The 22,805-nt window shown below is 47.9% G+C and carries 21 protein-coding genes; 10 read left to right on the forward strand and 11 right to left on the reverse strand.

Translation table 11 applies throughout. From position 1 onward, the window contains the following. The first annotated feature begins 13 nt into the window (after positions 1 to 13). The 6 genes from MPET_RS12945 (at position 14) to pheT (ending at position 7,225) form a co-directional block, all read left to right on the forward strand. Positions 14 to 739: a 4Fe-4S double cluster binding domain-containing protein gene (locus MPET_RS12945; RefSeq protein ID WP_013330483.1), complete on the forward strand. Its 726-nt coding sequence runs from the start codon at positions 14 to 16 to the stop codon at positions 737 to 739. A gap of 20 nt (positions 740 to 759) precedes the next feature. Then, entirely contained in the window at positions 760 to 1,611 is an 852-nt protein-coding gene (locus tag MPET_RS12950) for a deoxyribonuclease IV (protein WP_013330484.1), read from the forward strand. Positions 1,612 to 1,674: 63 nt separating this feature from the next. Next, positions 1,675 to 2,676: a tRNA-intron lyase gene (gene endA, locus MPET_RS12955; protein WP_048130864.1), complete on the forward strand. Its 1,002-nt coding sequence runs from the start codon at positions 1,675 to 1,677 to the stop codon at positions 2,674 to 2,676. A gap of 28 nt (positions 2,677 to 2,704) precedes the next feature. Then, complete coding sequence (locus MPET_RS12960) at positions 2,705 to 3,970, forward strand: tryptophan--tRNA ligase (RefSeq protein WP_013330486.1); 1,266 nt, start codon at positions 2,705 to 2,707, stop codon at positions 3,968 to 3,970. Between the two features lie 5 nt (positions 3,971 to 3,975). After that, positions 3,976 to 5,610 (forward strand): phenylalanine--tRNA ligase subunit alpha, encoded by a 1,635-nt coding sequence (gene pheS / locus MPET_RS12965; RefSeq protein WP_013330487.1) that lies wholly within the window; start codon positions 3,976 to 3,978, stop codon positions 5,608 to 5,610. Between the two features lies 1 nt (position 5,611). Next, positions 5,612 to 7,225 carry a phenylalanine--tRNA ligase subunit beta gene (gene pheT, locus MPET_RS12970; RefSeq protein WP_013330488.1) on the forward strand — a complete coding sequence of 538 codons (1,614 nt, stop codon included), beginning with the start codon at positions 5,612 to 5,614 and terminating at the stop codon, positions 7,223 to 7,225. Positions 7,226 to 7,267: 42 nt separating this feature from the next. Here pheT and MPET_RS12975 read toward each other — a convergent pair whose 3' ends face one another. Beyond that, positions 7,268 to 7,771, reverse strand: a complete 504-nt coding sequence (locus MPET_RS12975; RefSeq protein WP_013330489.1) for a hypothetical protein — start codon at positions 7,769 to 7,771, stop codon at positions 7,268 to 7,270. 108 nt (positions 7,772 to 7,879) lie between these two features. On the opposite strand from MPET_RS12975, the gene MPET_RS12980 reads away from it, so the two are divergent. After that, on the forward strand, positions 7,880 to 8,815 hold the full coding sequence (locus tag MPET_RS12980) for an ornithine cyclodeaminase family protein (RefSeq protein WP_013330490.1): 936 nt from the start codon (positions 7,880 to 7,882) through the stop codon (positions 8,813 to 8,815). Positions 8,816 to 8,891: 76 nt separating this feature from the next. Next, on the forward strand, positions 8,892 to 9,269 hold the full coding sequence (locus MPET_RS12985; RefSeq protein WP_013330491.1) for a hypothetical protein: 378 nt from the start codon (positions 8,892 to 8,894) through the stop codon (positions 9,267 to 9,269). On the opposite strand, the gene MPET_RS12990 is transcribed toward MPET_RS12985, so the two are convergent. The 3 genes from MPET_RS12990 to hisF form a co-directional block, all read right to left on the reverse strand. Beyond that, positions 9,246 to 10,028, reverse strand: a complete 783-nt coding sequence (locus MPET_RS12990; protein WP_225353886.1) for an IS5 family transposase — start codon at positions 10,026 to 10,028, stop codon at positions 9,246 to 9,248. The two genes, MPET_RS12985 and MPET_RS12990, sit on opposite strands and share 24 nt — an antisense overlap. A 7-nt stretch (positions 10,029 to 10,035) precedes the next feature. After that, the gene (locus MPET_RS12995) at positions 10,036 to 10,887 is read right to left on the reverse strand and encodes an IS5 family transposase (RefSeq protein WP_013330492.1); all 852 of its coding nucleotides are present in this window, start codon (positions 10,885 to 10,887) and stop codon (positions 10,036 to 10,038) included. Between the two features lie 463 nt (positions 10,888 to 11,350). Further along, positions 11,351 to 12,157: an imidazole glycerol phosphate synthase subunit HisF gene (gene hisF, locus MPET_RS13005; protein WP_013330494.1), complete on the reverse strand. Its 807-nt coding sequence runs from the start codon at positions 12,155 to 12,157 to the stop codon at positions 11,351 to 11,353. A 146-nt stretch (positions 12,158 to 12,303) separates the two neighbouring features. On the opposite strand from hisF, the gene cofH reads away from it, so the two are divergent. Next, positions 12,304 to 13,413, forward strand: a complete 1,110-nt coding sequence (gene cofH / locus MPET_RS13010; RefSeq protein ID WP_013330495.1) for a 5-amino-6-(D-ribitylamino)uracil--L-tyrosine 4-hydroxyphenyl transferase CofH — start codon at positions 12,304 to 12,306, stop codon at positions 13,411 to 13,413. Positions 13,414 to 13,429: 16 nt separating this feature from the next. Here the strand turns inward: cofH and MPET_RS13015 are convergent, their stop codons facing one another. Beyond that, a complete protein-coding gene (locus MPET_RS13015; protein ID WP_013330496.1) occupies positions 13,430 to 13,687 on the reverse strand; it encodes a hypothetical protein in 258 nt (85 codons plus the stop codon). A 91-nt stretch (positions 13,688 to 13,778) separates the two neighbouring features. Here MPET_RS13015 and MPET_RS13020 point away from each other — a divergent pair, with 91 nt between their 5' ends. Next, positions 13,779 to 15,005: an adenosylhomocysteinase gene (locus MPET_RS13020; protein ID WP_013330497.1), complete on the forward strand. Its 1,227-nt coding sequence runs from the start codon at positions 13,779 to 13,781 to the stop codon at positions 15,003 to 15,005. A 197-nt stretch (positions 15,006 to 15,202) separates the two neighbouring features. On the opposite strand, the gene MPET_RS13025 is transcribed toward MPET_RS13020, so the two are convergent. The 6 genes from MPET_RS13025 to MPET_RS13055 form a co-directional block, all read right to left on the reverse strand. Continuing rightward, the gene (locus MPET_RS13025; protein ID WP_187287559.1) at positions 15,203 to 16,360 is read right to left on the reverse strand and encodes a PKD domain-containing protein; all 1,158 of its coding nucleotides are present in this window, start codon (positions 16,358 to 16,360) and stop codon (positions 15,203 to 15,205) included. Between the two features lie 93 nt (positions 16,361 to 16,453). Continuing rightward, positions 16,454 to 17,938: a YIP1 family protein gene (locus tag MPET_RS13030; RefSeq protein ID WP_013330499.1), complete on the reverse strand. Its 1,485-nt coding sequence runs from the start codon at positions 17,936 to 17,938 to the stop codon at positions 16,454 to 16,456. Between the two features lie 426 nt (positions 17,939 to 18,364). Then, positions 18,365 to 20,065, reverse strand: coding sequence for a PKD domain-containing protein (locus tag MPET_RS13035; RefSeq protein ID WP_013330500.1), 1,701 nt, complete (start codon positions 20,063 to 20,065; stop codon positions 18,365 to 18,367). A gap of 30 nt (positions 20,066 to 20,095) precedes the next feature. Beyond that, positions 20,096 to 21,070, reverse strand: coding sequence for a YIP1 family protein (locus MPET_RS14925; protein ID WP_225353822.1), 975 nt, complete (start codon positions 21,068 to 21,070; stop codon positions 20,096 to 20,098). Positions 21,071 to 21,983: 913 nt separating this feature from the next. Beyond that, complete coding sequence (locus MPET_RS13050) at positions 21,984 to 22,259, reverse strand: helix-hairpin-helix domain-containing protein (protein ID WP_187287560.1); 276 nt, start codon at positions 22,257 to 22,259, stop codon at positions 21,984 to 21,986. Then, positions 22,243 to 22,767, reverse strand: coding sequence for a hypothetical protein (locus MPET_RS13055; protein ID WP_013330503.1), 525 nt, complete (start codon positions 22,765 to 22,767; stop codon positions 22,243 to 22,245). The genes MPET_RS13050 and MPET_RS13055 overlap by 17 nt, the downstream gene beginning before the upstream one ends. Positions 22,768 to 22,805 lie beyond the last annotated feature (38 nt).

A 22,805-nucleotide genomic window follows, 5' to 3' on the forward strand; every position in this document is an offset into this window, starting at 1 on the left:
GGAATATAAAATAATGAGCGATTTGAAAAGAGTGACTACGCGAATTACAGAAGAGCTTGACAATTTCATTGGCGGGTGCGATGCCGCAATATGGGGCTACTGCGACCTTTCGGGCATTACAAACCGTCCTTTCCCGGAACTCAGGAACGGGATATCGATGGGGATAAAACTGAACCCTAAAATAGTCCTATCCCTGAAGGAAGGCCCGGGAGAGGAATACACCCGCGAATATGACGAGGTCAACAGCCGGCTGGCGGTGCTTGCCGGGAAAGTCTCGGAATTTATCAAAGATCTGGGATACGACGCCGGTTTCATACCCCCTACACAAAGTCTCAACGACCCGGAGAGACTATTCGCAGACTTCCCGCACAAGACTGCTGCAACCTTGTCAGGTCTCGGATGGATCGGGAAGAACGCACTTCTGGTTACAAAAAAATACGGGTCTGCACTTAGGATCATCACGGTATTTACCGATGCCCCGTTTACTACAGGAGAACCCGTCATAAAATCCTACTGCGGGGATTGCAGAAGTTGCATGGATCTCTGTCCTCCGGGAGCTGTACGGGGTGTAAAGTGGTCGCAGGGAATGTCGAGGGAGAAGCTTCTCGATACACGCAGGTGCTTTGAATACAGCAGAAAAATGGGATATGAAGCCGGCCCGGGACATGGAGTATGCGGGAGATGCATCGTAGTCTGCCCGTGGACTGAAAAATACCTGAAAAGGGAAGGCGTCCTGTAATCAAAAGGGTATTCCTGAAGATGAGCGTAAAAGTGGGCTGTCATGTTTCAATCGCCGGATCGATCGATCAGGCCGTGGACCGTGCGAAGACGATCGGGTGCGACACCTTCCAGGTGTTCACAGGAAACCCGAGGGGATGGAATGTCAAACCTCTCGAAGAGGCTGCGGCCAAATTATTCAGGGAGAAAGTGGCTGCATCGGGCATCTCTCCGGTCATTGCTCATATGCCTTATCTCCCGAATCCCGCATCGCCGAAGGATGAGCTGTACGAAAAGTCCTGCGGAGTACTCCTCCGTGAACTTCAGAGATGCTATACTCTCGGAATACCATACCTTGTTACTCATCCCGGAAGCCATTTAGGGAGCGGAAGAGAGGGAGGAATCGAAAGAATCGCGGGAGCGATCGATTCGGCACTAGGGAAGGATACGGGAAGCACCTGCATACTTGTCGAGAATACGAGCGGATCGAAGAATTCCATCGGCGGAACTCTTGAGGATATTAGCGACATTCTGGATGCTGTGTCCGGCACCGGGAAGAAAAGAACTGGCGTCTGCTTCGACACCTGCCATGCATACGCGGCAGGATACGATCTCTCTAAAAAATCAGGACTCGACGATCTGCTCGATAAATTCGAGTCGTTGATCGGCCTCAAAAGACTGAAGGTCATCCATCTCAACGACTCGAAGGGAGTCGTCGGAGGGCATCTCGACCGCCACGAGCATATCGGCCTCGGGGACATCGGCGAGGGAGGAATGAGAAACATACTTACAGACAAAAGACTCCACCATCTCCCGTTCATCTGCGAGACGCCCGTAAATGCGACACGCGACGATAAAGGCAACCTTGTGAAGGTCAGGGAGCTATCGACCTGAAACTCCCCTCCCTCACGACCTAGCAAGATGCTATTATCAATAAAAACCAACCTGTTCTTTCAAGTGAAGGCTTCTTTTGACGGAGAATGGGTATGCCCCGGGGAAGACGGGACTGCCCTGTATGAAAACAGCGGTTACGGCAGGCCGGACGGAAACAGGCTGAAACTGTTTCCCGAGGAGGCCCTCTACCTCGCCGGAAAAGGCAAACTTACGGTCGATAAGCTCGACTTCGATGCACTCGCAATGAAGTTCTCGGAAAAGCCCGGGTTCATGCGGAGATTCCTGGTGTACAGGGACATACGCGAGAGGGGCCTCGTCATCCAGACAGGACCTCAGGACTTCAGGGTATTCCGGAGAGGCGAGAAGCCGGGGAAGGGAAGATCCCAGTACCTCATAAGAGTGCTCTCGGAGCGGGACTTCGTAGATTTCGAAGCGATTGCCGCCGACTCCCATTCTGCGGCAAACATGCGGAAACAGTTCGTAGTCGCTGTCGTAGACGACGAGAACGAGATCACGTATTATGAGATAAAGACCAACGACCTCCCCAAAGGAGAAAGCTGCGACGAGATAAAAAAAGTAAAAGGGAGGCTCACCGGGAATTCGGTCTTTGTCATGCCGAGGGAAGGAAAGAATTTTCTTCCCGAAGGGGCGATGTTCGGAACATGGTTTGACGAAAACCGCCTGGTTCTTTCGCCTCTCGAAACGCTCTATCTTCTCGACAAGGGCCTGCTGGAGATCGAAGGCGGAAAAGAAGAAGAGTTCAGGGAGAGACTTGAAGAAGAGGACCCCGAACTTCTGTTCAAGATGAACGTTTACGAGAGCCTCCGTGACTCATGCTACATACCGAGAACCGCCTATAAATTCGGCCATCACTTCAGGGTGTACAACGAGAGATCCAGCCATTCGGCAATGCTCGTCCACGCGATTCCCGGCGGATCCGGGATGCCGATGAGCAGGGTGTCGAGGTCGGTCAGGCTCGCCCACAGCGTCAGGAAGAAGATGCTTTTTGCATGTGTAAAGCAGAAGAATATAGAGTACATCGAATTTGCAAGAATAAAACTGTAATACTATAAAACACCGAAGTTGAAAATCCATGCAGTCCGAAATCAACCCGTGGTCAAGCAATCAGGATATCGAGACGAACAAGCTCTTCAGCGAGTTCGGGATCGAACCTATCGAACCGCTTCTTGACAAGATCAAAAACCCGCCGGCGTTCCTCAGGAGAAATATCGTAATCGGCCAGAGGGATTACGGCCGTGTTGTCGATGCGATGGCGAAGAACGAGAAATTCTTCGTCATGACAGGATTTATGCCGTCCGGCCACCCTCATCTCGGCCACCTGATGGTTATGAAGGAAGTTGCATGGCATGTTCAGCAGGGCGGTATCGGTTCCGTAGCTATAGCAGACCGCGAAGCACATGCTGTAAGGGATATCTCGTGGGAGAAGTGCCGCGAATACGGGAAAGAATATCTCAAGTGCCTGTATGCTCTCGGATTTGAGGGAAGAACATACTACCAGAGCAGAAACAACGATCTAAAAGATCTCGCCTTCGAATCGGCGACAAGGATCAACTTCTCTGACCTGCAGGCAATATACGGGTTTTCGCAGGATACAGCTCTTGCAAAGGCGATGAGTGTCGCGATGCAGGTAGGAGATATACTCTTCCCGCAGGCCGACGACGAACCCGCACCGACAGTTGTCCCCGTGGGGCTCGATCAGGACCCGCACATCCGGCTGACAAGGGATGTTTCGTACAAGCTCAGGATGTTCCTCGTCGAAGAGAGATGTGAAGGCGGCAGGCAATATATCAGTATCAGGTCGAAGAACGCATCCCCTGCCGCGATGGAGGATCTTGCATCCGAATTCCCGGGTGCAAAGGTCTACGAAGGACATATAGATATCAGCGGCGGAAATCTCGAGGAGATCCGGGAGATCGTCAGGAATGTAGAGATAAGAAACGGCGGGTACGGGTTCATCTCGCCCTCGGCTACATACCACACATTCCTCCAGGGACTTCAGGGCGGAAAAATGTCGAGCAGTGTCCCTGAGAGCCTGTTCGGTTTCTACGAGGACGAAAAATCGGTGAAGAAGAAGATCATGGGCGCCCTCACCGGCGGAAGGATGACACTCGAGGAGCAGAAGAAGCTCGGCGGCGAACCGGAGAAATGCTCGATCTATCTCCTAAACCGCTTCCACATGCTTGAGAACGACGTTGAGCTGAAGGAGATGTGCCGTGAATGCAAGGCGGGAGAACTCATGTGCGGTACATGCAAGAAGGAGACCTTCGAGAGGGTGAAGGAGTTCCTCTCCGACTTCAGGGAGAAGATGGACGAGTGCGAGCACAAGGTGGAGGAATAACTGAAATGGAACTTACATACAATGAAAAGAGGCTTCTTGCGGTTTTAAAGCCGCTCAAGGATGCAGAAGAGGCTAGATCGAAGGCTGTCGAACCGATCAGGGAGACTCTGAAAGGAATCGGGGACGGCCGTTCGGCCAGAATAAATCCCCTCAAGGATACCCTGAAGGTTCTTGAAGAGACCAGAAACATCGCATTCCTCCCGATAAAAAAGGCAATAGAGCTTCTTGAAAATACGACCGAAGGAACTCTCGGCCCGATGCATACGCCGGATGCGGCATATCTTGCAAGGATAATGGACTCAACCGAAGAGGCGGTCGTCCAGTATGCCAACCTCCTCCAGGACCGCGGCCTTGCAATAGTCGAAAAGAAGAGCGTCGTCACATACAGGCTCACCGAGGAGGGCGAGGAGTACAGAAAGAGCGGCCTTCCGGAGAGGAACCTGATCGACTCCTTCGATACGGAGATCCCCATGGGGGAGCTCCAGAAGCACCCCCAGTCGAGGCTCGGAATTGGCTGGCTCAGGAAGAAAGGCTGGGTCGATATCAAAGACGGCATCGTAACAAAAAAAGGTGAAGCAGCGGAAGGAGTCGATGAGTCGGCTCTTAAAAATCCCGTCCCAAGCCAGCCCGGCATCCAGGATCTCCTGAAGAGAAAACTGGCTGAAGAGATCGAGAGTGTCTCATATATCATCTCGATAACACCCAAGGGCGAGAATCTCGTCGAATCCGGCCTCGACCTGAGACAGGAGGTAATGACGCTCACCTCCGAACAGATACGAACCGGCGAGTGGAAGAACCTCAGGCTGAGAAAATACAGCACAAAGACCCCGAAGAGAGTCTACGCGGGAAAGAATCACCCCTACCAGCAGCTCATCGACGATATGCGCCAGATCCTCTTCGAGATGGGCTTCACCGAGATGAACGGCGGGATCGTCGAGAGTTCGTTCTGGAACTTCGACGTCCTCTTCCAGCCGCAGGATCACCCGGCAAGGGAGATGCAGGACACGTTCTTCCTCGATCTCGAAGAGGAACTCCCTGCTGGTTACGAAAAGATCAGGGACATGCACATCTCCGGCGGAGACACCACCTCGACAGGCTGGGGAGGCGAATGGAAGGAGAAGAAGGCGATGCAGTGTGTCCTGAGAACCCACACCACCAGCCTTTCGATCCAATATCTCAAGGATCATCCCGAGCCGCCGGTAAAGGCGTTCTGCATAGGCAGGGTATACAGGCGGGAGGCGATCGATGCGACTCATACCCCCGAGTTCGAGCAGCTCGAAGGAATCGTGATGGACAAGGACGTAAACCTCCGACACCTGATGGGATTCCTCAAGGAATTCTACCAGAAGATGGGATTCGAGAACGTCCGCTTCAGGCCGGGGTACTTCCCTTACACCGAACCCTCGATCGAGCCCGAAGTATGGGTCGACGGTCTCGGCTGGGTGGAGCTCGGCGGATCGGGCATATTCAGGGAGGAGGTAACCGCACCCTGGGGAATAAAATACCCGGTCCTTGCATGGGGCCTTGGTGCATCAAGGGTTGCGATGCTCAAGATGGGGCTGAAGGATCTCCGCCAGCTCTACAGGAGCGATGTCGACTGGGTGAGAAACGAACCGATAGCAAGGAGCAGGAGGTACTAGGATGCCGGTCATAAAACTCCCATACAAATACCTGGTAAGACTCACCGGAGCTGAACGCGATACGATCGTCGACAGGCTCCCGATGATGGGATCGGATGTGGAGAGGATCGAGGAGGACCAGATCGATGTCGAGTTCTTCCCAAACAGGCCGGACCTGTTCTCGGTTGAGGGTGTCGCAAGATCGATGAGGGGATTCCTCGGGATCGAGACCGGACTCCCCGAATACAATGTCGAACCGGGCAACACAGAGTTCTCCGTCGACCCGAAGCTTGCAGATATCAGGCCGTATCTCGGGTCGGCAATAATCAGGGATATAAAATTTGACGACGAGTCGATCGAATGCCTGATGGGACTCCAGGAATCCCTCCATTGGGCGGTAGGAAGAGGACGAGCGAAGGTCGCGATAGGCGTACACGACCTCGACAAGGTCAAGGCACCGTTCAGCTACATCGCCTCGCCCCGCGACAGGAAGTTCGTCCCCCTCGATTTCGACCGTGATATGACTATGGAGCAGATGCTGAAGGAGCACCCGAAAGGTATCGACTATGCTCATCTCGTAGAGGAAAAGCCCCTCTTCCCGCTGATCGTAGACGCGGACGACAATGTCCTCTCCTTCCCGCCGATCATTAACGGGGAGCTTACGAGGGTTACAAAAGATACGAAGAACATCCTGCTCGACTGCACCGGGACCGACGAGAGAGCGGTCATGACCGCAGTTAAGATCATCTGCACTGCAATGGCGGAGGCGGGCGGAAGGATCGAGACGGTGAATGTCAACGGAACATCTATGCCGGATCTTTCGCCGTCTGAGAGAAGGGTCGACGTCGATGAATGCAACAAACTTCTGGGCCTTTCCCTTACTCCGGCGGAGATGGCGGAACTTCTGGAGAAAATGAGGTTCGGAGCCGTTCCAGACGGGAAATCGCACGTGAAGGTCACCGTCCCGTGCTACAGGTCGGACATCCTGCACGACTGGGACATCTACGAGGATGTGGCGATCGCATACGGGTACGAGAACGTCCCGGCAGAACTTCCCCCTACATTCACGATAGGAAAAGAGAGTCCCGTCCAGAGAAAACTCGGGACGATCAGGGAGATCATGGCAGGACTCGGCTACATGGAGATCATGCCGTTCACGCTCTCGAACGAGAAGGTTCTCTACGACAACATGCAGAGGGAGAGAAAAACAGAGGCTCTTTCATTGATGCATCCCATATCGGAGGACCATACCCTTGTGAGAACCGACATCCTCCCGCTCCTTATGGAGACCCTGAAGCTGAACCAGCACAGGGAGCTTCCGCAGAGGCTCTTTGCGGCTGGCGACGTCGTGGAAAATGTTCAAACATTCCAGAAGGCTGCAGCAGTAATTATGCATACCGAGGCTGATTTCACTGAGATCTATTCGGCGGCCGACGTCCTCCTAAGGGAACTCGACCTTGAATATACAGTTGAAGACTCGTCCGATCCCGCATATATCAAGGGAAGATGCGGCGACATCTATGTCGACGGAAAGAAGATCGGCTCGTTCGGAGAGATCCACCCCCAGGTCATACTGAACTTCGACATGGACCAGCCTATAGCCGGTCTTGAGATCGACCTGAGAGTTCTCCGGTAAAAAAGAATTTTAATTAAACCCTTTCAGGGTTAATTTCCTTTTTTAAACCATATACCAGATAGTAGCATCGGTTACGCTTGCGGTATTCTGGCTTGGGTTATACAGGACAATGTTCAGGTACTCGTCGGAAGACTCTTCCAGGACGCTCGATACAACGTCGTTATATGTGCTTATCGGGGTATAACTCCCCTGGTTCGTCCACATTTTGTTCTCGAAGTTTCTTAGCTCCGTGTCATTGAAGAACATGACGACAATAGGGTCGCTCGATATGACCTGGATCTTAAGGTTCATAAACTGCTCCGAATCGACGCTGGGTGAAAATGCCTGGAAATCGCCAAGCGGACCGAGTGTCTGCCCGGCACCTTCACGCCATAGTATCCATTCACCCATAATCTCGGGTTCAGTGGCCGTACCGGTCACCAAAGGAGTTGACACCCCGGTAGGTGTAGGGGTGACCTCGGTCTGGGTACTCGTGCACCCGCATACGAAAGCGGCCGCCACAACCATCAGCACGATAATTCCAAAAAGTTTGCGATTGCTTTTCATCCACAATCCTCCGAAGAGTAGATCAATCAATCCAGTATTTAGCATTTTTCTAATTTACATTCATGACATGCGGAAAGGTTCATATTCATTCCCGTAAATCTTCAGTTTATGAGATACTACCCCAATCCTGCCGAAAATCTCGACCTGAGGGCCGTAAACAATGCAATCGGGGAGGCATTCGCAGAACACGGAAGAGGAAACGTCCAGATGCCTCCTAAGGACTATGTATTCTTTGAAAAGGGGGATTTCCGGACTATGCCGGGATACATCCCCTCCCTCGGCATTGCAGGAGTAAAGGTAGTAAACGTCCACCCGGACAACAGGAAGGAGGGGCTCCCGACTGTTATGGCAGTCATCGTGATAATCGAACCCGAAACAGGATACCCGGAGGCGATCCTCAACGGAACAAAACTCACCGATCTCAGGACGGCTGCGGCCGGTGCAGTCGCGGCAAAATATCTCTCGCCTTCCGGGAAAGTATCGCTTGGCGTCTTCGGTAGCGGAAGGCAGGCGCAGACGCAGGTAGCAGCAACCGCCCTGGAGCTCGAGGTGGACGAGATCCGGGTGTGGAGCAGGAATGAATCTCATGCCGAGTCCTTCTGCAGTCTCTTTCCCGATCATGAGTGCCATCCCGCTGACCCGGAAGACGTATGCGGGTGTGACGTCATCGTCACCGCCACCCCGTCACGCGAGCCGATCGTAAAGGATGAGTGGATCTCCGAAGGAACGCATATCAACGCAATCGGTGCCGATGCTCCGGGAAAAGAGGAGCTCGACCCGGCCATACTGAACAGAGCCACCGTTATCGTCGACGACCCGAGGCAGGCCGTACATTCGGGTGAGATAAATGTCCCGATAAAAAAAGGGCTGTTCAGCGAGGACAAAATTGCAGGAACCCTGGGGGAGTATGTTCTCGGAAAAAAGAAGAGAATCTCAAATAAAGAGATTACAGTATTCGACTCCACCGGCCTTGCGATCCAGGATCTTGCTATATCAAGAATCGCGATGGAGAATGCAGAATGGATTGAACTTGAATTCAGTTGAAAATCACTTTGGATAACGAAATAAATTGGGAATAAAACTGCGAGATTCATAACAGATCAGGAATAAAATTTTTAGAATGGACTTTATTGACTGGTGGTGCAGGCAGTCGGCTTATACGAAGATGCTGGCGGCTGTAACGGTCATTTCCTGTATTGCATATTCAATCATGTCTGCTATGAAAATTCTTCCGGATTTTCTTCTGATTCCAAATTATTTTCCGGTTCGGGACTTCTTCCCCATGATACTGTTTAAATACGACGTGACGGTAATTGCCAGTGCGATAACGGCCGGGATTATAATAAGTCTGTATTTGAGATCCGTTATAAGGATCTGGAATAGAAAGAGCTATTTCAGAGTGCTTGCATTTCTCTACGCGGGATTGCTCTTTTATTTATATTATTTAGGCTCTGTAGAAAACCTCTCTCTTTTTTTAGAGAGTCATATTGTGGATTAGCATTCTGATTTTGATCTCTTTTATCTGGTTGAAATATTTCCTCGATCTGACATTCTCTTTGTATTTCCTTTTAATTACTGAAAATACAGTCTCCACCATATTTCTCTGCCCGTATTTTTCCTGATTGAAATTCTCAATCATTTCCTTCCTGTACTTTCCAGAGTAGATTTTTCCATTCCATTTCCTAACAGGAATTATTGATTCAGCTCCAATAACATCTCTGATATATTGATGAATCTTTTCAGAATCATATCCTTTATCCATCGTGAAGCAATCAGTTTTTGTTATTCTGCTGACTTGGTTAATGAGAGATTTTGCATGTTGAGAGTCATGTACCGGTACCTTCGAAAATTTCCATCCCATAATAATTAATTTATCAGAATCAACAGCAATTGAAGCCTTAATAAAACTTTTACGAGTTTTATTGATTCTTTTTGAATAGTAATAACTTGCATATGAACTGGTAAATCCAGTAGAATCTATCGATGTAATCCTGATTTGATTACCCTTCTGGTGTAATCTTCTAATCACATTTTTTAGGATTATACGAAATGTGAGTGAAGGAATTCTTGAAAGAAATTTTTGAAGAGTTGTATAATGAGGTATTTGTTCTAATTGAAGAATATCGGTAATCGTTGTTAAATTAGGGAGTAATTCTATAAAATCTCGATAATCTTTACCTATCTTTTCTTTTAATATGATTAATGTTAGAAGTTGGTGCTGAGTATATTTCTTTTTTGGGCCCTGTAGAAAACCTATCTCTTTTTTAGAGAGTCATGTTATGGAGAACCATTCTGATTTTGATTTCTTTTAACTGGTTGTAATATTTTCTCGACCTGACATTCTCCCCATATCTTCTTTTAATCACAGAAAAAACCGTTTCCACCATATTTCTTTGTCCATATTTTTGCTGATTGAAATTCTCAATCATTTCTCTCCTATATTTTCCAGAATAGATTTTTCCATCCCATTTCCTAACCGGAATTACAGATTCAGCTCCAATAATCTCTCTGATATACTGATGGATCTTTTCAGAATCATATCCTTTATCCATCGTGAAGCATTCTGACTTTGTTATTCTTATAACCTGATTCATGAGTGATTTTGCATGTTGAGAGTCATGTACCGGTACCTTTGAAAACTTCCATCCTAATACAATTAATTTATCAGAATCAACAGCAATAGAAGCCTTAATAAAACTTTTACGAGTTTTATTGATTCTTTTTGAATAGTAATGACTTGCATATGAACTGGTAAATCCAGTAGAATCTATTGATGTAATCCTGATAATTTCTCCTTTCTGATGAATATTTCTAATTACTTTTTTCAGGATTATGCGAAATGTGAGTGCCGGAATTCTTGATAGAAATTTCTGAATAGTTGTAAAATGAGGTATATCTTTTAACCTAAGGATTTCACGAATTGGAGTTAATATATGTAATAATTCTGAAAAATCACGATAATTCATCCTGATTTCTTCTTTGAGAATAATTAAAGTCAGAAGTTGATGCTGAGTATATTTTTTATTGGAATATTTTGAAGAGCGTAATGGCACATGAGAATTTCTGATTACCTCCAGAGAAGTTTCCACAAGATTGATGTACCTGTTCTCAGACATTATTTAAGGAACTCCGGCTTTGTTTGTGGTTAAATAAAATTGGAGTTCCTGTACGATCGATCTTTCGGTCGCTATTTTCTTAGAGGGTTTCTACAAGGCCATTATTTACATTTTGTCGGTCACGCGCCTCCTCCCGGGATAGTGGAAGAGATCTTCTGGGTAATCATATGCGGTTTATCCGTCACCATTTGCGGACTTGTGATAGAATATATCTGCATGTTGCCGTGCAGGTGGTTCTGTCCGGAAAAAAGGTACATAACTCTGGCGGGAATCCGGTATCGCATCTCAGGGGAATCGGAAACATGCCATGCGAAGGCAGGCAGAAATAAGAAAAAAGCCAGTGACGCGTTAGAAAACGGATCTAAATTCATCCAGTCCAACGAGAACTCAGTAAACCAGTACGATGAAAGTCAGGAACCGGAAGAAAAGGCTTTGGTGCACGGTTTATAGCTGAAGTTCGCAGCTACAATCTTACGGCAACCCCTTTCTTCGCAAGGTATTCCTTTACATCGGCAACGGTCATCTCCCCGAAGTGGAAGACGGATGCCGCAAGGCATGCATCCGCTCTCCCGTAGACGAAGCCGTCGTAAAAATGCTCAAGCTTTCCTACGCCGCCCGATGCGATTACAGGGATCTTCACCTCTGATGAGATCATGGATGTTACCGGAATATCGAATCCCTGCTTCACGCCGTCGGTTTCCATGCTGGTTAAGAGAATCTCGCCTGCACCGCGGCTTTCGGCCTCCTTCGCCCACTGTATCGCATCTATTCCGGTCGGTTTGCTCCCGCCGTAAATAACGACCTCATACCAGCACCTGCTTCCGTCGGGCATCTCGATTACGGTCGCACCTTCCCTCATCTCGTTATTGCGGCGGACATCTATTGCAGCTACAATACACTGTTTGCCGAATTTTTCCGCACCTTTCGTGATAATATCAGGGTTCTTCACCCCGCCAGTGTTGATCGAGACCTTATCCGCCCCGGCACGGAGAAGATTCTGCATATCGTCTATCGTATTGATCCCCCCGCCGACTGTAAGGGGCAGGAAGAGTTCGTCTGCGGCACGACGGATTACGTCGATAAGAGCTCCTCTCCCCTCTTTTGAGGCTGTTATATCGAGGAAGACCACCTCGTCAGCCCCCTGCGCGTTGTACCTCGAGGCAAGTTCTACGGGATCGCCGGCGTCTTTTAGCCCGAGGAAGTTCGTCCCCTTTACAACACGCCCGTCTTTGATATCAAGGCAGGGAATGATTCTCTTTGTAAGCACCATCTCTGTTAATATGAATGCAACTGAAGCCGTAAAGTTATTTCGAACTCCGGCCTCCCTACGGGTGCACCGCCATATGTATAATATGTAAGTGCATATCGCTTTACCAACAGGAAACCGGAGTTCCGGGAGACAGGGAGACGATTCAAATGGTATATAACGGAAGAACAGGCAGGAGTGTCAGGCAAATCCTCAAAGATATCCGGGGCGGCTCAGTTCCGGATGAAACCGATGTGCTGGCATTACTCAATGCGACAGGACGGGATACCTGGGATGTTGCCTCCGCCGCCGACATTATCCGCGAGGAGAAAGCCGGCGATGATATTACATGGGTCCGAAACCAGAATATAAACGTTACAAACATCTGCATAAATTCATGCGGTTTCTGCGGCTTCTGCAGAAAACCAGGCGATCCGGACACATACTTCTTCGACGATGAGACCCTGAGAAGAAAGGTCCGTGAAGCTGAAGCAAGAAGGGTTACCGAGATCTGCACTGTAAGCGGCCTTCACCCCGACTTCAACGCCGATTCGTATCTCTCGCTTATAAGACTCATCAGGGATGAGGCGCCGGAGATCCATATCCATGCATCGAACCCGATGGAGGTGTATTATGCTGCGAAGCAGAGCGGCATACCTACGGAGGAGATGCTTACCCGGATGAAGGAAGCCGGACTTGGATCAATGTGCGGAACTGCGGCCGAGATCCTCGTCGACGATATCAGGAAGAAGATCTGCCCGGGAAAGATCAGCACCGGGGAATGGATTCGAATTATCAAAGAGGCACACAACCTCGGCATCCAAACGACGGCAACGATAATGTACGGGTCTATCGAAAGGCCTGAAGACATCGTCGCTCACCTGAAAATTATCAGGGATATCCAGGAGGAGACCGGAGGATTCACGGAGTTCGTTCCGCTGAGCTATATCCACGGGCACACTCCTCTTTTCAGGCAGGGACTTTCGAGAGCGGGGGCAACAGGAAGAAACGACATCCTTATCACTGCCGTAGCAAGGCTCTATCTCGATAATTTCACGAACATACAGACATCATGGGTGAAATACGGGACTAAAGTGGCCCAGTTATGCCTTATCTCCGGTGCGAACGACATCGGCGGGACGGTGTACGAGGAGAGCATCTCAAAATCAGCGGGGGGAAAGGACACCGAGTTCCTCGATCCCGTGGAGATGGAAAGGATGTCGGAGGACCTCGGGAGAAGACTTGTCAGGAGAAATACATTGTACCAAAAATTAGACTGAATATTAAGAATAAATATTAGATTCTCTCTTTTCTGGATTCACAGCATTTTTTACGGGTTGATTCAACCAGATTCCTGTAATTCTCCACTGCAAGCAGAACCTTTTTGCTGTCGACGGTTATCTCACGAAAACTCCCGGACGGGAATTTCTTCCAGATCCGCCCTTCAACGGGATCGATTAGGGTGGAAGGCGTGACATGTTCCCCACACTTGTTCAGCTCATCCCTCAGCCGTCTCCCCACAGGCACAAGATTCTCCGCGTATTCATTATCCATATTAAACGTGGGAGTACGGTTTGAAGCGTTTTGTAAATAACTATTACCTTTCAGGAACAAAATAAAACCAGTTTCAATAAACGGTGATATTTTGAAATCCGGTGAACTTAAAATGAGCTGGGCGAGGCAGTACATGCCCGTCCTCGGAGAGATCAGGAAAAGATTCGAGGCAGAGAAACCCTTTAAGGGAAACAGGATCGGAATGGCCCTCCATGTAGAGGCAAAGACAGCCGTTCTTGTAGAGACTCTTGCCGCAGGAGGCGCCGAGGTCTATATTACGGGCTGCAACCCCCTCTCTACGCAGGACGATGTCGCAGAGGCACTGAACGATGTTCCGGGCGTAAAATGCTACGCAAAGAGAGCATGCTCGGTAGAAGAGTATTACGATGCGATCGATAAAGTCCTTGATGTCAGGCCGACGGTTACGATCGATGACGGCATGGACCTCATTCACCGCCTCCATACGGAGAGGCGTGAACTTCTCGACGGGATCATAGGGGGCTGCGAGGAGACGACGACCGGAATTCACAGGCTTCGTGCGATGGCTGCTGAAGGAAAACTCGAGTTCCCGGTAATAGCAGTTAACGACACGCCGATGAAGAGATTCTTCGACAATGTCCACGGTACAGGCGAGAGTGCACTCTCATCAGTGATGATAACCACGAACACGCTCATCGGCGGAAAATGGTTTGTAGTTGCAGGCTACGGCTACTGCGGCCGCGGGCTTGCAAAGATGGCGCACGGCCTCGGTGCAAAGGTCATCGTAACCGAGATCGACCCGAGAAGAGCGCTTGAAGCCCACATGGACGGGTACTTCGTGATGACGATGGAAGAGGCTGCAAAGATCGGCGACATCTTCGTCACGACGACAGGCAACACATCGATCATCACGGAGAAGCATTTCAGGGTTATGAAGGACGGTGCTATCCTTTCCAATGCGGGTCACTTCAACGTTGAGATAGATCTCGAATGGCTGCATGCAAACAAGGAAGGCTACGAAGCCCGCGACAGTATAGAGACATTTATAGTAAACGGGAAAAAGATCAATGTCCTCGCCGAGGGACGCCTTGTCAACCTTGCGACAACCAAAGGAATGGGGCACCCGATCGAGGTCATGGACCTCTCGTTCGCACTCCAGGCACTCTGCTCAGAGTATATCCTGAAAGAGGGTGCCGGGCTGAAAGGAGATGTATACGACGTCCCGAACGGGATCGACGTCGAGGTTGCATCGCTCAAACTCGGGTCTCTCGGGATCAACATAGATGCCCTTACCGAAGAGCAGAATCTCTACATGAATTCCTGGGATATCGGGACGTAGATTCTGACAAAATTGATAAAAACAGACATTTTTTTTTCAATTAACAGTCCGCTCAGGTCCGGATACATTATACCGGAATAAAGGAATGAGAAGGCATCCCTGTTTTCTCCTGAAGGAAATACTGCATTAAAACGGCAACAGGGTTAAAGTAAAAAAATCTATTGAAAAAATATTGAAGATTTGAATTATTCAGTTTCTCAGCTCATCCCGAAGAATCCGGCGATGATGGATCTGTATTCCTCATAAAAGTTATAGAACCGCCCCATTTCGCTCCTGAAATACTCGGTGCCCGGAATTCCGAATATCGTTGTGCCGGGAGAAACACTGCCCGGAACCACTTCAGTAGCTGTTGCGGTTGTAGGCGCAGTCGTTTCTATTGTGTATGTTACCGAAGGAGTCGTGGACTTCGCATTGACTGCAATTGTCTTGCTTGAGGTGGTATAAGAGTTCGAGCCTTCATAGACGGTCAGTGTAACGGAGTATGAGCCGGCCGAATTATAGGTATGAGAAGTAGTTTTACTGGTTTCTGAAGATGTCTTCCCGTCACCAAAATTCCAGTAATATTGATCAATATCGTAATCTCCAGGATTTGCAGTGAAGGTTACGGTCAGCGGAGCTATACCAGTCGTAGGTGAAGCGGAGAACGATGCCGAGATATCGGAAGTAACCGTAATCCAGTCTTCTTCAACTATTGTACCGGCAACACCTTCCTCATCGACGACAGTATGCCTGACCGTGTATTTTCCCTCTTCTTTGAATTTAATAGAAGGATTTTTGCTGGTGGAAGTAATCACGTCGATATCGTCATTGTCTTCATCATAGAATTCCCAGTAATAATCCTCAATATCACGATCATCATAATAATCAGACTCATTGGATGCATCTTCAAAACTTACGGTGAACGGAGCACTGCCATACCTGTCATCTACGGAAAACCCGGCAACAGGCGCATACTTTGAGGCTACTACTTCGATCTCTTTGTAAGATATGGAATAATTTCCGTTTTCATCGATGACTTTCAGAGATACATTATATGTCCCCGTGGAGGTGTAGGTATGTTCGGTATCAGCATCATCAGCATCGTCTACTTCATAATCATCACTGTAACTGCCGTCACCGTCAAGATCCCACTTCCAGTATTTTATCGTATGTGATTTCTTCTCGGAAGTATCGGTAAACTTCACAATAAGAGGATTACTGCCTATATCAGAACTACCTTCGTTGTAATCTACTACAGAAAAAGATGCAGCGACATTAAGACCGTCATTGGCAACGAGTTCCCCCGCTGAGGCGGGCATACAGATTATTGATAATAAGACCAGCATGAAAAAAAACAGGATGCCGATCTTTCCCATGAATTTCATAAATGACTCCCTTTAATAATTTTATTTTTTAATAGATTATACATACCGACATTCATATCGTTTCTCCATGCCGTAACTTCACACTCATCCGAATATCGAAAAATTGTCCGCACCAAGCATTGTCATAATGATAAAGAGGACTACAAATACTGCCGCAGGGACCAAAACGGCGACAGAAGCCTGATCGGATTCCATGTAATAAGTCTCGCGCATCCCTGTATACTGAAGGTAAATGCTCCAGAACGGTGCAATAATGATCCCCAAAAACGGGATTAATCCACCGACTGCATAAGGAGCCGCAGAATACGCCGCAACCTTGAGAGCCTGGCCGATATCCTCATCGAATCCCTCGTAATATGAAACGAAGTGCAGCAGGACTCCTGTCAGGGCTGCACAGATTGCGCCGAAAATAATCATCTCCACTGATACGAATATGAGGGTCCCCATATCCGCAAGCCCGGAAAGATATGGATATGCAGAAGCATCGGATGCCATCATGCCAAGGAAGAATAGACTGCCGAATGCAAATACCGCAAGCGATACAAGAAGAACAGGAACTGCATCCATTACTTCCCTGCTCCTTACCTGCCGGAACATCTCCTCAGGGGACCGGATGAGACCAATGATTGTTCCGGGAAAGGAATCCGAATCCGAATATCCCCCTCCGGATCTCCTGGAACCATAACCATTCCTCTTCGGAGCGGTCCTCTGCCTTCTTCCTGACGGCGGGGCATATACGAATTCACTATCCGGCTGCCTATCGGGTCTCCGGGAGTCATCTCTTTCAAAACGACGAGTATATTGTGGAGCCACACGTTCTTCAGGAAAATGATCATAAGAATGAGGATTAACATGCCCCGGTGTCCCGAAATTCGAATAAGAATCCATGTTCCCGGATCCGGTGCGATCGCCCCGTTCCGGTGGAGGAGGAGGAGGGGGCGGAGGCTGGCGGAACGATTCATCTGACGGAGGTGTCCGGATTTGACCTGCGGCAGACCATTGTGAACGATTTCTTTCCTCTTCGATTCCGGATGAGAAATTCATTTCCCCGCGCCTCCTCTGAAAATCCCTGAACCGGGGAGAAGGCGGAGGCGGCTGGTGAAATGAGCTGCCGGACATGGAATTTTGGACTCCCCCCGGATCATTTGTATTTATGGAATTCATTCCCGGACGGGAAAAATCATCACCCCCTTTGTAAAGGTTGTTACCGGTTCTCGGGCGATCGGCACGTGACGGCAACTCCCCGTGCTCTATCACTTGAAGCAGCGTATCCCTTTCATCCGACCGGTCTCCTGCTCCAGGTTTATCATGAAAAGCAAACATCATTCTGCGGTCCGAACCGTCCGGGGCCTTAATTGAGATCGTAAGAGCCGGTTCGCCGGATTCGCTACTCCCCGCGTTTGCAGAAACAATAACAGGCAATGGGATCTGGGACGATATTTCGCCTTTCATGCCTTTTTCAGAGAGAAGCAGTCTTTTATTCGTTAAAAAGAGAGTGAAAAGAACATCTTTAACTTTTATATCAGATAATTCGAGCACTAATGATTCATTATTTCCAAGCTCTGGCAACGTCGTTATAACCCCCTATACAAGATCATTCTCCCGGAAATCCTCATTCATCACGTTTTTACAAAATCATTCGGTTGCAGACGCAATATCAGATACTTTCTCATCCGACTCATATTGCTATAACAGCGACTGAAAGATCAAGACCATAAATTGCTATTCAGGGTTGATTAAAATAATATATAAAACTTATATGAATTATTTCGAATAAAAATTCGAAGTCATAAAAAATGACTAATATCAATCGTAAAATGATCAACCGAATAAAACATCCATTTTACATCCTGACACGCCATTGAGAAGTCCGGGATTTTAAATCTAATCTTATACGAAAGATCAACTGTCTAAAAAATGAACAACCTGATAACCACAAAATAAAATTTAGGAATTCTTCACCTGAAATATTCATGCTCCGTATCAGGACGTCCTTCACCCCATCCCGAACATTCCTGCAAGAAGAGATGTATACTCCTCATAGAAATTGTAAAACCGTGACATTTCGGTCCTGAAGTACTCGGTACCTGGAATTCCGAATATCGTTGTTCCAGAGGAAGTACTGCTGCCGAGATCTGCCTCTTCAGTCTCTGCAGAAGTTGCCGATTCAGTAACAGCATATGTTTTAGATGAAGTTGCCACAGATGTCGCCGCTGTACTGACAGTGATGTAATCGGATTCCGTACAAGTATAGGTGTTTCCCTCCTCATCCGTGACCTTCAGCTTGACATCATACGTGCCTGCAGTTTTGTATGTGTGACTGGTACTGGTATCCGATTCCGAAGAAGTCGATCCGTCACCGAAATACCAGTAGTAAGTCTCAATATCGTACTCGTTGTATGCACCGTCGGTCGCATAGAAATATACTGTAAGAGGTGTCGTGCCTGAAGTTGGTGACCCGTAAAATGTAACTGAAAGACCGGAATATACCTCAATCAGGTCCTCTTCGGTCATCGAATCGCTTACACCGTCTTCGTCGGTAACCGTATACACAAGAGTATAGACACCTTCATCTTCAAAGTCCAGTTCCGGGTTCTCGGAATATGAATAAAGGTATAAAGAATCGTCTTCATCGTAGAATTTCCATAACCAGCTTGTAATTTCAGCACCGGTATCTTCAGCCTCTTCAGAATCATCATAGAACTGGATAGTCAGCGTGGCAGCTCCGGATGTGTCACAGTCATCATCGATATAGTAATCGGCAGTCGGAGCTGAATCGTCATCCACAACAATATCCATCTCATAACTATCCTCCTCACCGTCTTCATCGGTAACAGTCAGGGTGACCGTATATGTCCCCTCTTCCTCAAAAGTAAATTCGGTATCGGCGCTGCTGTCGTCATCATCAAAGGTCTCGGTTTCGTCGTCATAATCGAAATCCCACACCCACTCCACGATATCGGCCCCGGTATACGAATTCTCCTCCGATCCGTCTGTGAATTCAACGGTCAACGGGGACGAACCGCTGTCAACATCTACCGTAAAATAAGCAGAAGGGCTTTCGTCAAGCGTTATGTCTTCGGTATAAGTATCGGTGGAGCTGTCTTCACTTGTTACAGTAAGTGTTACCGTGTATTCTCCATAATCGTCATAGTAATGTGAACCGCTCTCACTTGTACTGGTGTCTCCGTCATCGAAGTCCCATTCCCATGATACTGCACCGTCAGTAGTGCTCTCGTAGGTTATCTTCAGGTCGTCGTCATCTACCGTAATGTCTGCAGAAGCATCCAAAGTGGGCTCTTCGATAGCAATATCTGTAGCAATCTGTTCAGTCGTGCTATCAGAATATGTTACAACAAGAATGACGTCATATGTCCCGGTCTCATCATAGGTATGTGTGCCTGAACTGCCTGTTGCAGTGTCACTGTCATCGAAACTCCAGCTCCATGAAGAAGCTGTTTTTCCCGACACAGTGCCAGAATAAGTCAAAACAAGATAACCGTCCCAGTCATCTCCGGATGAAAGGGTCATGGCAACGTTAAGCCCTGAGGCCGAGGCCGAATCTGCTGCGGCCGGCGTGCAGATCAGCGGAAATGAAATTAGCACTAAAAGGACCAGCAGGGCGAATTTTCCTGTCGATCCAGATAAGAAACTTTTTAGAATACTTCTCTTATTCAATTCAACATTGTCATACATTTGAATCATCACTCAACCATTTTTAGGGTTTCAGGCCCCCCCGAATATCGAAAAATTGTCCCCGCCAAGCATTGTCATAATAATAAAAAGAACTGCGAATACTGCTGCAGGGACGAGAACGGCGACAACAGCCTGGTCGGGTTCCATATAACAGGTTTCCCGCATTCCTGTATACTGAAGATAGACACACCAGAGCGGTGCAATAATAATTCCAAAAAAAGGAATAACGCCTCCGACAGCATAAGGAGCTGCTGAATATCCCGCAACCTTCAGGCTTTGGCTGATATCTTCATCAAATCCTTCGTAGTATGCTACAAAATGCAGTAAAATACCTGTTATGGCTGCGAGGATTACACCGAAAATCATCATCTCAAAAGCCACGAATATGAGTGTTCCCAAATCGGCAAGTCCTGAAAGAGAGGGATAATCCGATGCACCGGCAGATGAGGCAATCAGGCCCAGGAAGAATGTACTGCCGAATGCAAATACCGCAAGTGATACAAGCAAAACAGGAACTGCATCTTCCACCTCTTTGGTCCTTAACAGACGGAACGTTTCTTCAGGGGAGCGCAGCATTCCAAGAATTGTTGCAGGAATGGAATCTGTACTGTAATATTCTCCCACAGTGCTCCCGGAGTAAAAAACATTCTTCTTTGGAGCGTTCCTTTGTTTTCTCCCCGGTCGTGGGGCACATCTGAATTCACAACTGGTCTGTCTTCCGGAACCCCCACCGCCATAATTTTCAAACCGCCTTATATACTGCGGAGCAACGCGTTCATTCGGGAAAGGATCATATGAATAAGGATTACTCTGTTTTGCAGGTCCGAAGCTGCATGAAGAATCCATATTCCTGTAATAATCCCTTCGATTGATGATATCCGGTGGCGGAGGAGAGGGAGGCGGAGGCTGGTGAAATGCATCCTTAGACGGAGATCTTCGGATTGGGTTTTCATATGCCCTGCGGGAAGTGCTCCTTCCCGTTTCAAAGCCTGATGAAGGATTCATATTACCATTATAACTCCGGGAAGAATCCCTGGCAGGCGGGTAATTATTGGATGGAGGTCTCCTGACCGGATCAACACCAGCCCTATAAGAAGAGCCTCTTTCAACCTCCAATTCTGATGAAGGATTCATATTAGCATTATGATTCAGCGGGAAATATCCGGGCGGAGGTGGAGGCGGAGGTGGTTGATGGAATACCCTTCCCGATACAAAACTTTGGAAAGGTTCTGAATTACTAGTGAATTTTGAATTCATTGCCGGGCTGGAAGAACTATCATCAGAAGAACGTCTTTTTGAAGAGACACCACGGGGATCAGCACCTGGAGGTAATTCACCCCGTTCTATCGCATGCAAAAGAGCGTCCCTCTCGAACGATCTGTCTCCCGCTTCCGGATTATTTTGGAAGACAAACATCATTCTCCGGTCCGAGCCGTCGGGAGCCTTAATCGATACATTAAGGACCGGTTCGCCGGAATCACTGTTACCCGGATCTGCAGAAACAATTACGGGCAATGGCATCTGGGAGGATATCTCCCCTTTTGCGCCTTTTTCAGATAGAATCAATCTTTTGTTTGTTAAAAGCAAAGTGAAAGTAGTACCTTTAACCTTTACATCAGAAACTTCAAGAAGCAATGATTCATTATTTCCAAGTTCGGGTAATGCCGTTATAACCACCTCACTGTCGTAGCTTCCAAACTAAAAGGTTTGTTAGTTTTCCATTTTGTTATTAGTTTTTAACATTATGTTAATATTACTATTTAACTTTACTATTTACTCAATTCAGAAACAGGACATAGATCTATCAGAGCTCTGCTGAACCAGGGAATGGAGAAAAATTTTATAAAATTGTTCAAATCAGTAGTAAAATTCAGAGAAACAGGGACTTAACAATGAGGCAATTACGGAAAAAGGTTGATCAGTCCTTCCAGTTCCACCATTTGAGCAGTTCGGGATCGTGGACTTCATTTTCGGAAAAATATACAGCGCACCTGAAGACGTAAAGAACACACCTGTCAACATGCCCGCCCTGAAATACGCAGAGTTTCGAATACATCTCTTCAGGATCTTCACCTTTAAGATCGTCTACGGAGTGATAACCAATATTCATCAGGTCATGTGCAATCGACTTCCCGACGCCGGGTATTCTCATTAAATCCACCAGTGCGGATCTTTCATCAGGCTTTTCTTTCATTTCCTTCATTCACCATCGCAAGCCCCATCGGGCACAGATCATTCATCTTACATACAGAACAGCCCTTCTTCCGGCTGTCTTTATTCCCGAAGATATATGCAATCAGTATCAGTAGCACCAGGATAACAGTCTTCAAAATCGAAAAATCAAAAACCATCGAGATCACAAGGACGATTACCGGAAGAAGTGAAACGCTCATCCACAGGAATGGAGCAAAGCGTGCACCAAAACAGCCGGGAAAATCCTCAAAATTGCCTTTTTTAAAAATCTTCGACGTGTACCAGCCCCAGCCCATTGAGCAGCGGCCGCCGTAGTATCTGCACTTTGTGCAGATCGACTTCCTCATCACAAAGAGGAACATTAATGCAAGAAATATTCCCCATGCCACCGCCAGAAAAGGTACAACAAGCCATATCGCATAAATTCCAAGCACGAGCCATATGAACACGACAATATTGGCGATAACAACGCTCTTCAAAGTATAATTTTCAGGGGCACCGGTTTCCATTATGAAAAACAGGCATTTATTCTGGTAATAATACTATG

Origin of the sequence: Methanolacinia petrolearia DSM 11571, assembly GCF_000147875.1 — an archaeon.
Lineage (GTDB): Archaea > Halobacteriota > Methanomicrobia > Methanomicrobiales > Methanomicrobiaceae > Methanolacinia > Methanolacinia petrolearia.

What these genes read in the sequence shown, in the direction of transcription:
- MPET_RS12945 (WP_013330483.1), top strand. Translation starts at nt 14, where the DNA reads ATGAGCGATTTGAAAAGAGTGACTACGCGAATTACAGAAGAGCTTGAC.
- MPET_RS12950 (WP_013330484.1), top strand. Translation starts at nt 760, where the DNA reads ATGAGCGTAAAAGTGGGCTGTCATGTTTCAATCGCCGGATCGATCGAT.
- MPET_RS12960 (WP_013330486.1), top strand. Translation starts at nt 2,705, where the DNA reads ATGCAGTCCGAAATCAACCCGTGGTCAAGCAATCAGGATATCGAGACG.
- pheS (WP_013330487.1), top strand. Translation starts at nt 3,976, where the DNA reads ATGGAACTTACATACAATGAAAAGAGGCTTCTTGCGGTTTTAAAGCCG.
- pheT (WP_013330488.1), top strand. Translation starts at nt 5,612, where the DNA reads ATGCCGGTCATAAAACTCCCATACAAATACCTGGTAAGACTCACCGGA.
- MPET_RS12975 (WP_013330489.1), bottom strand. Translation starts at nt 7,771, where the DNA reads ATGAAAAGCAATCGCAAACTTTTTGGAATTATCGTGCTGATGGTTGTG.
- MPET_RS12980 (WP_013330490.1), top strand. Translation starts at nt 7,880, where the DNA reads ATGAGATACTACCCCAATCCTGCCGAAAATCTCGACCTGAGGGCCGTA.
- MPET_RS12985 (WP_013330491.1), top strand. Translation starts at nt 8,892, where the DNA reads ATGGACTTTATTGACTGGTGGTGCAGGCAGTCGGCTTATACGAAGATG.
- MPET_RS12995 (WP_013330492.1), bottom strand. Translation starts at nt 10,887, where the DNA reads ATGTCTGAGAACAGGTACATCAATCTTGTGGAAACTTCTCTGGAGGTA.
- hisF (WP_013330494.1), bottom strand. Translation starts at nt 12,157, where the DNA reads ATGGTGCTTACAAAGAGAATCATTCCCTGCCTTGATATCAAAGACGGG.
- cofH (WP_013330495.1), top strand. Translation starts at nt 12,304, where the DNA reads ATGGTATATAACGGAAGAACAGGCAGGAGTGTCAGGCAAATCCTCAAA.
- MPET_RS13015 (WP_013330496.1), bottom strand. Translation starts at nt 13,687, where the DNA reads ATGGATAATGAATACGCGGAGAATCTTGTGCCTGTGGGGAGACGGCTG.
- MPET_RS13025 (WP_187287559.1), bottom strand. Translation starts at nt 16,360, where the DNA reads ATGGGAAAGATCGGCATCCTGTTTTTTTTCATGCTGGTCTTATTATCA.
- MPET_RS13035 (WP_013330500.1), bottom strand. Translation starts at nt 20,065, where the DNA reads ATGTATGACAATGTTGAATTGAATAAGAGAAGTATTCTAAAAAGTTTC.
- MPET_RS14925 (WP_225353822.1), bottom strand. Translation starts at nt 21,070, where the DNA reads ATGAATCCTTCATCAGGCTTTGAAACGGGAAGGAGCACTTCCCGCAGG.
- MPET_RS13050 (WP_187287560.1), bottom strand. Translation starts at nt 22,259, where the DNA reads ATGAAAGAAAAGCCTGATGAAAGATCCGCACTGGTGGATTTAATGAGA.
- MPET_RS13055 (WP_013330503.1), bottom strand. Translation starts at nt 22,767, where the DNA reads ATGGAAACCGGTGCCCCTGAAAATTATACTTTGAAGAGCGTTGTTATC.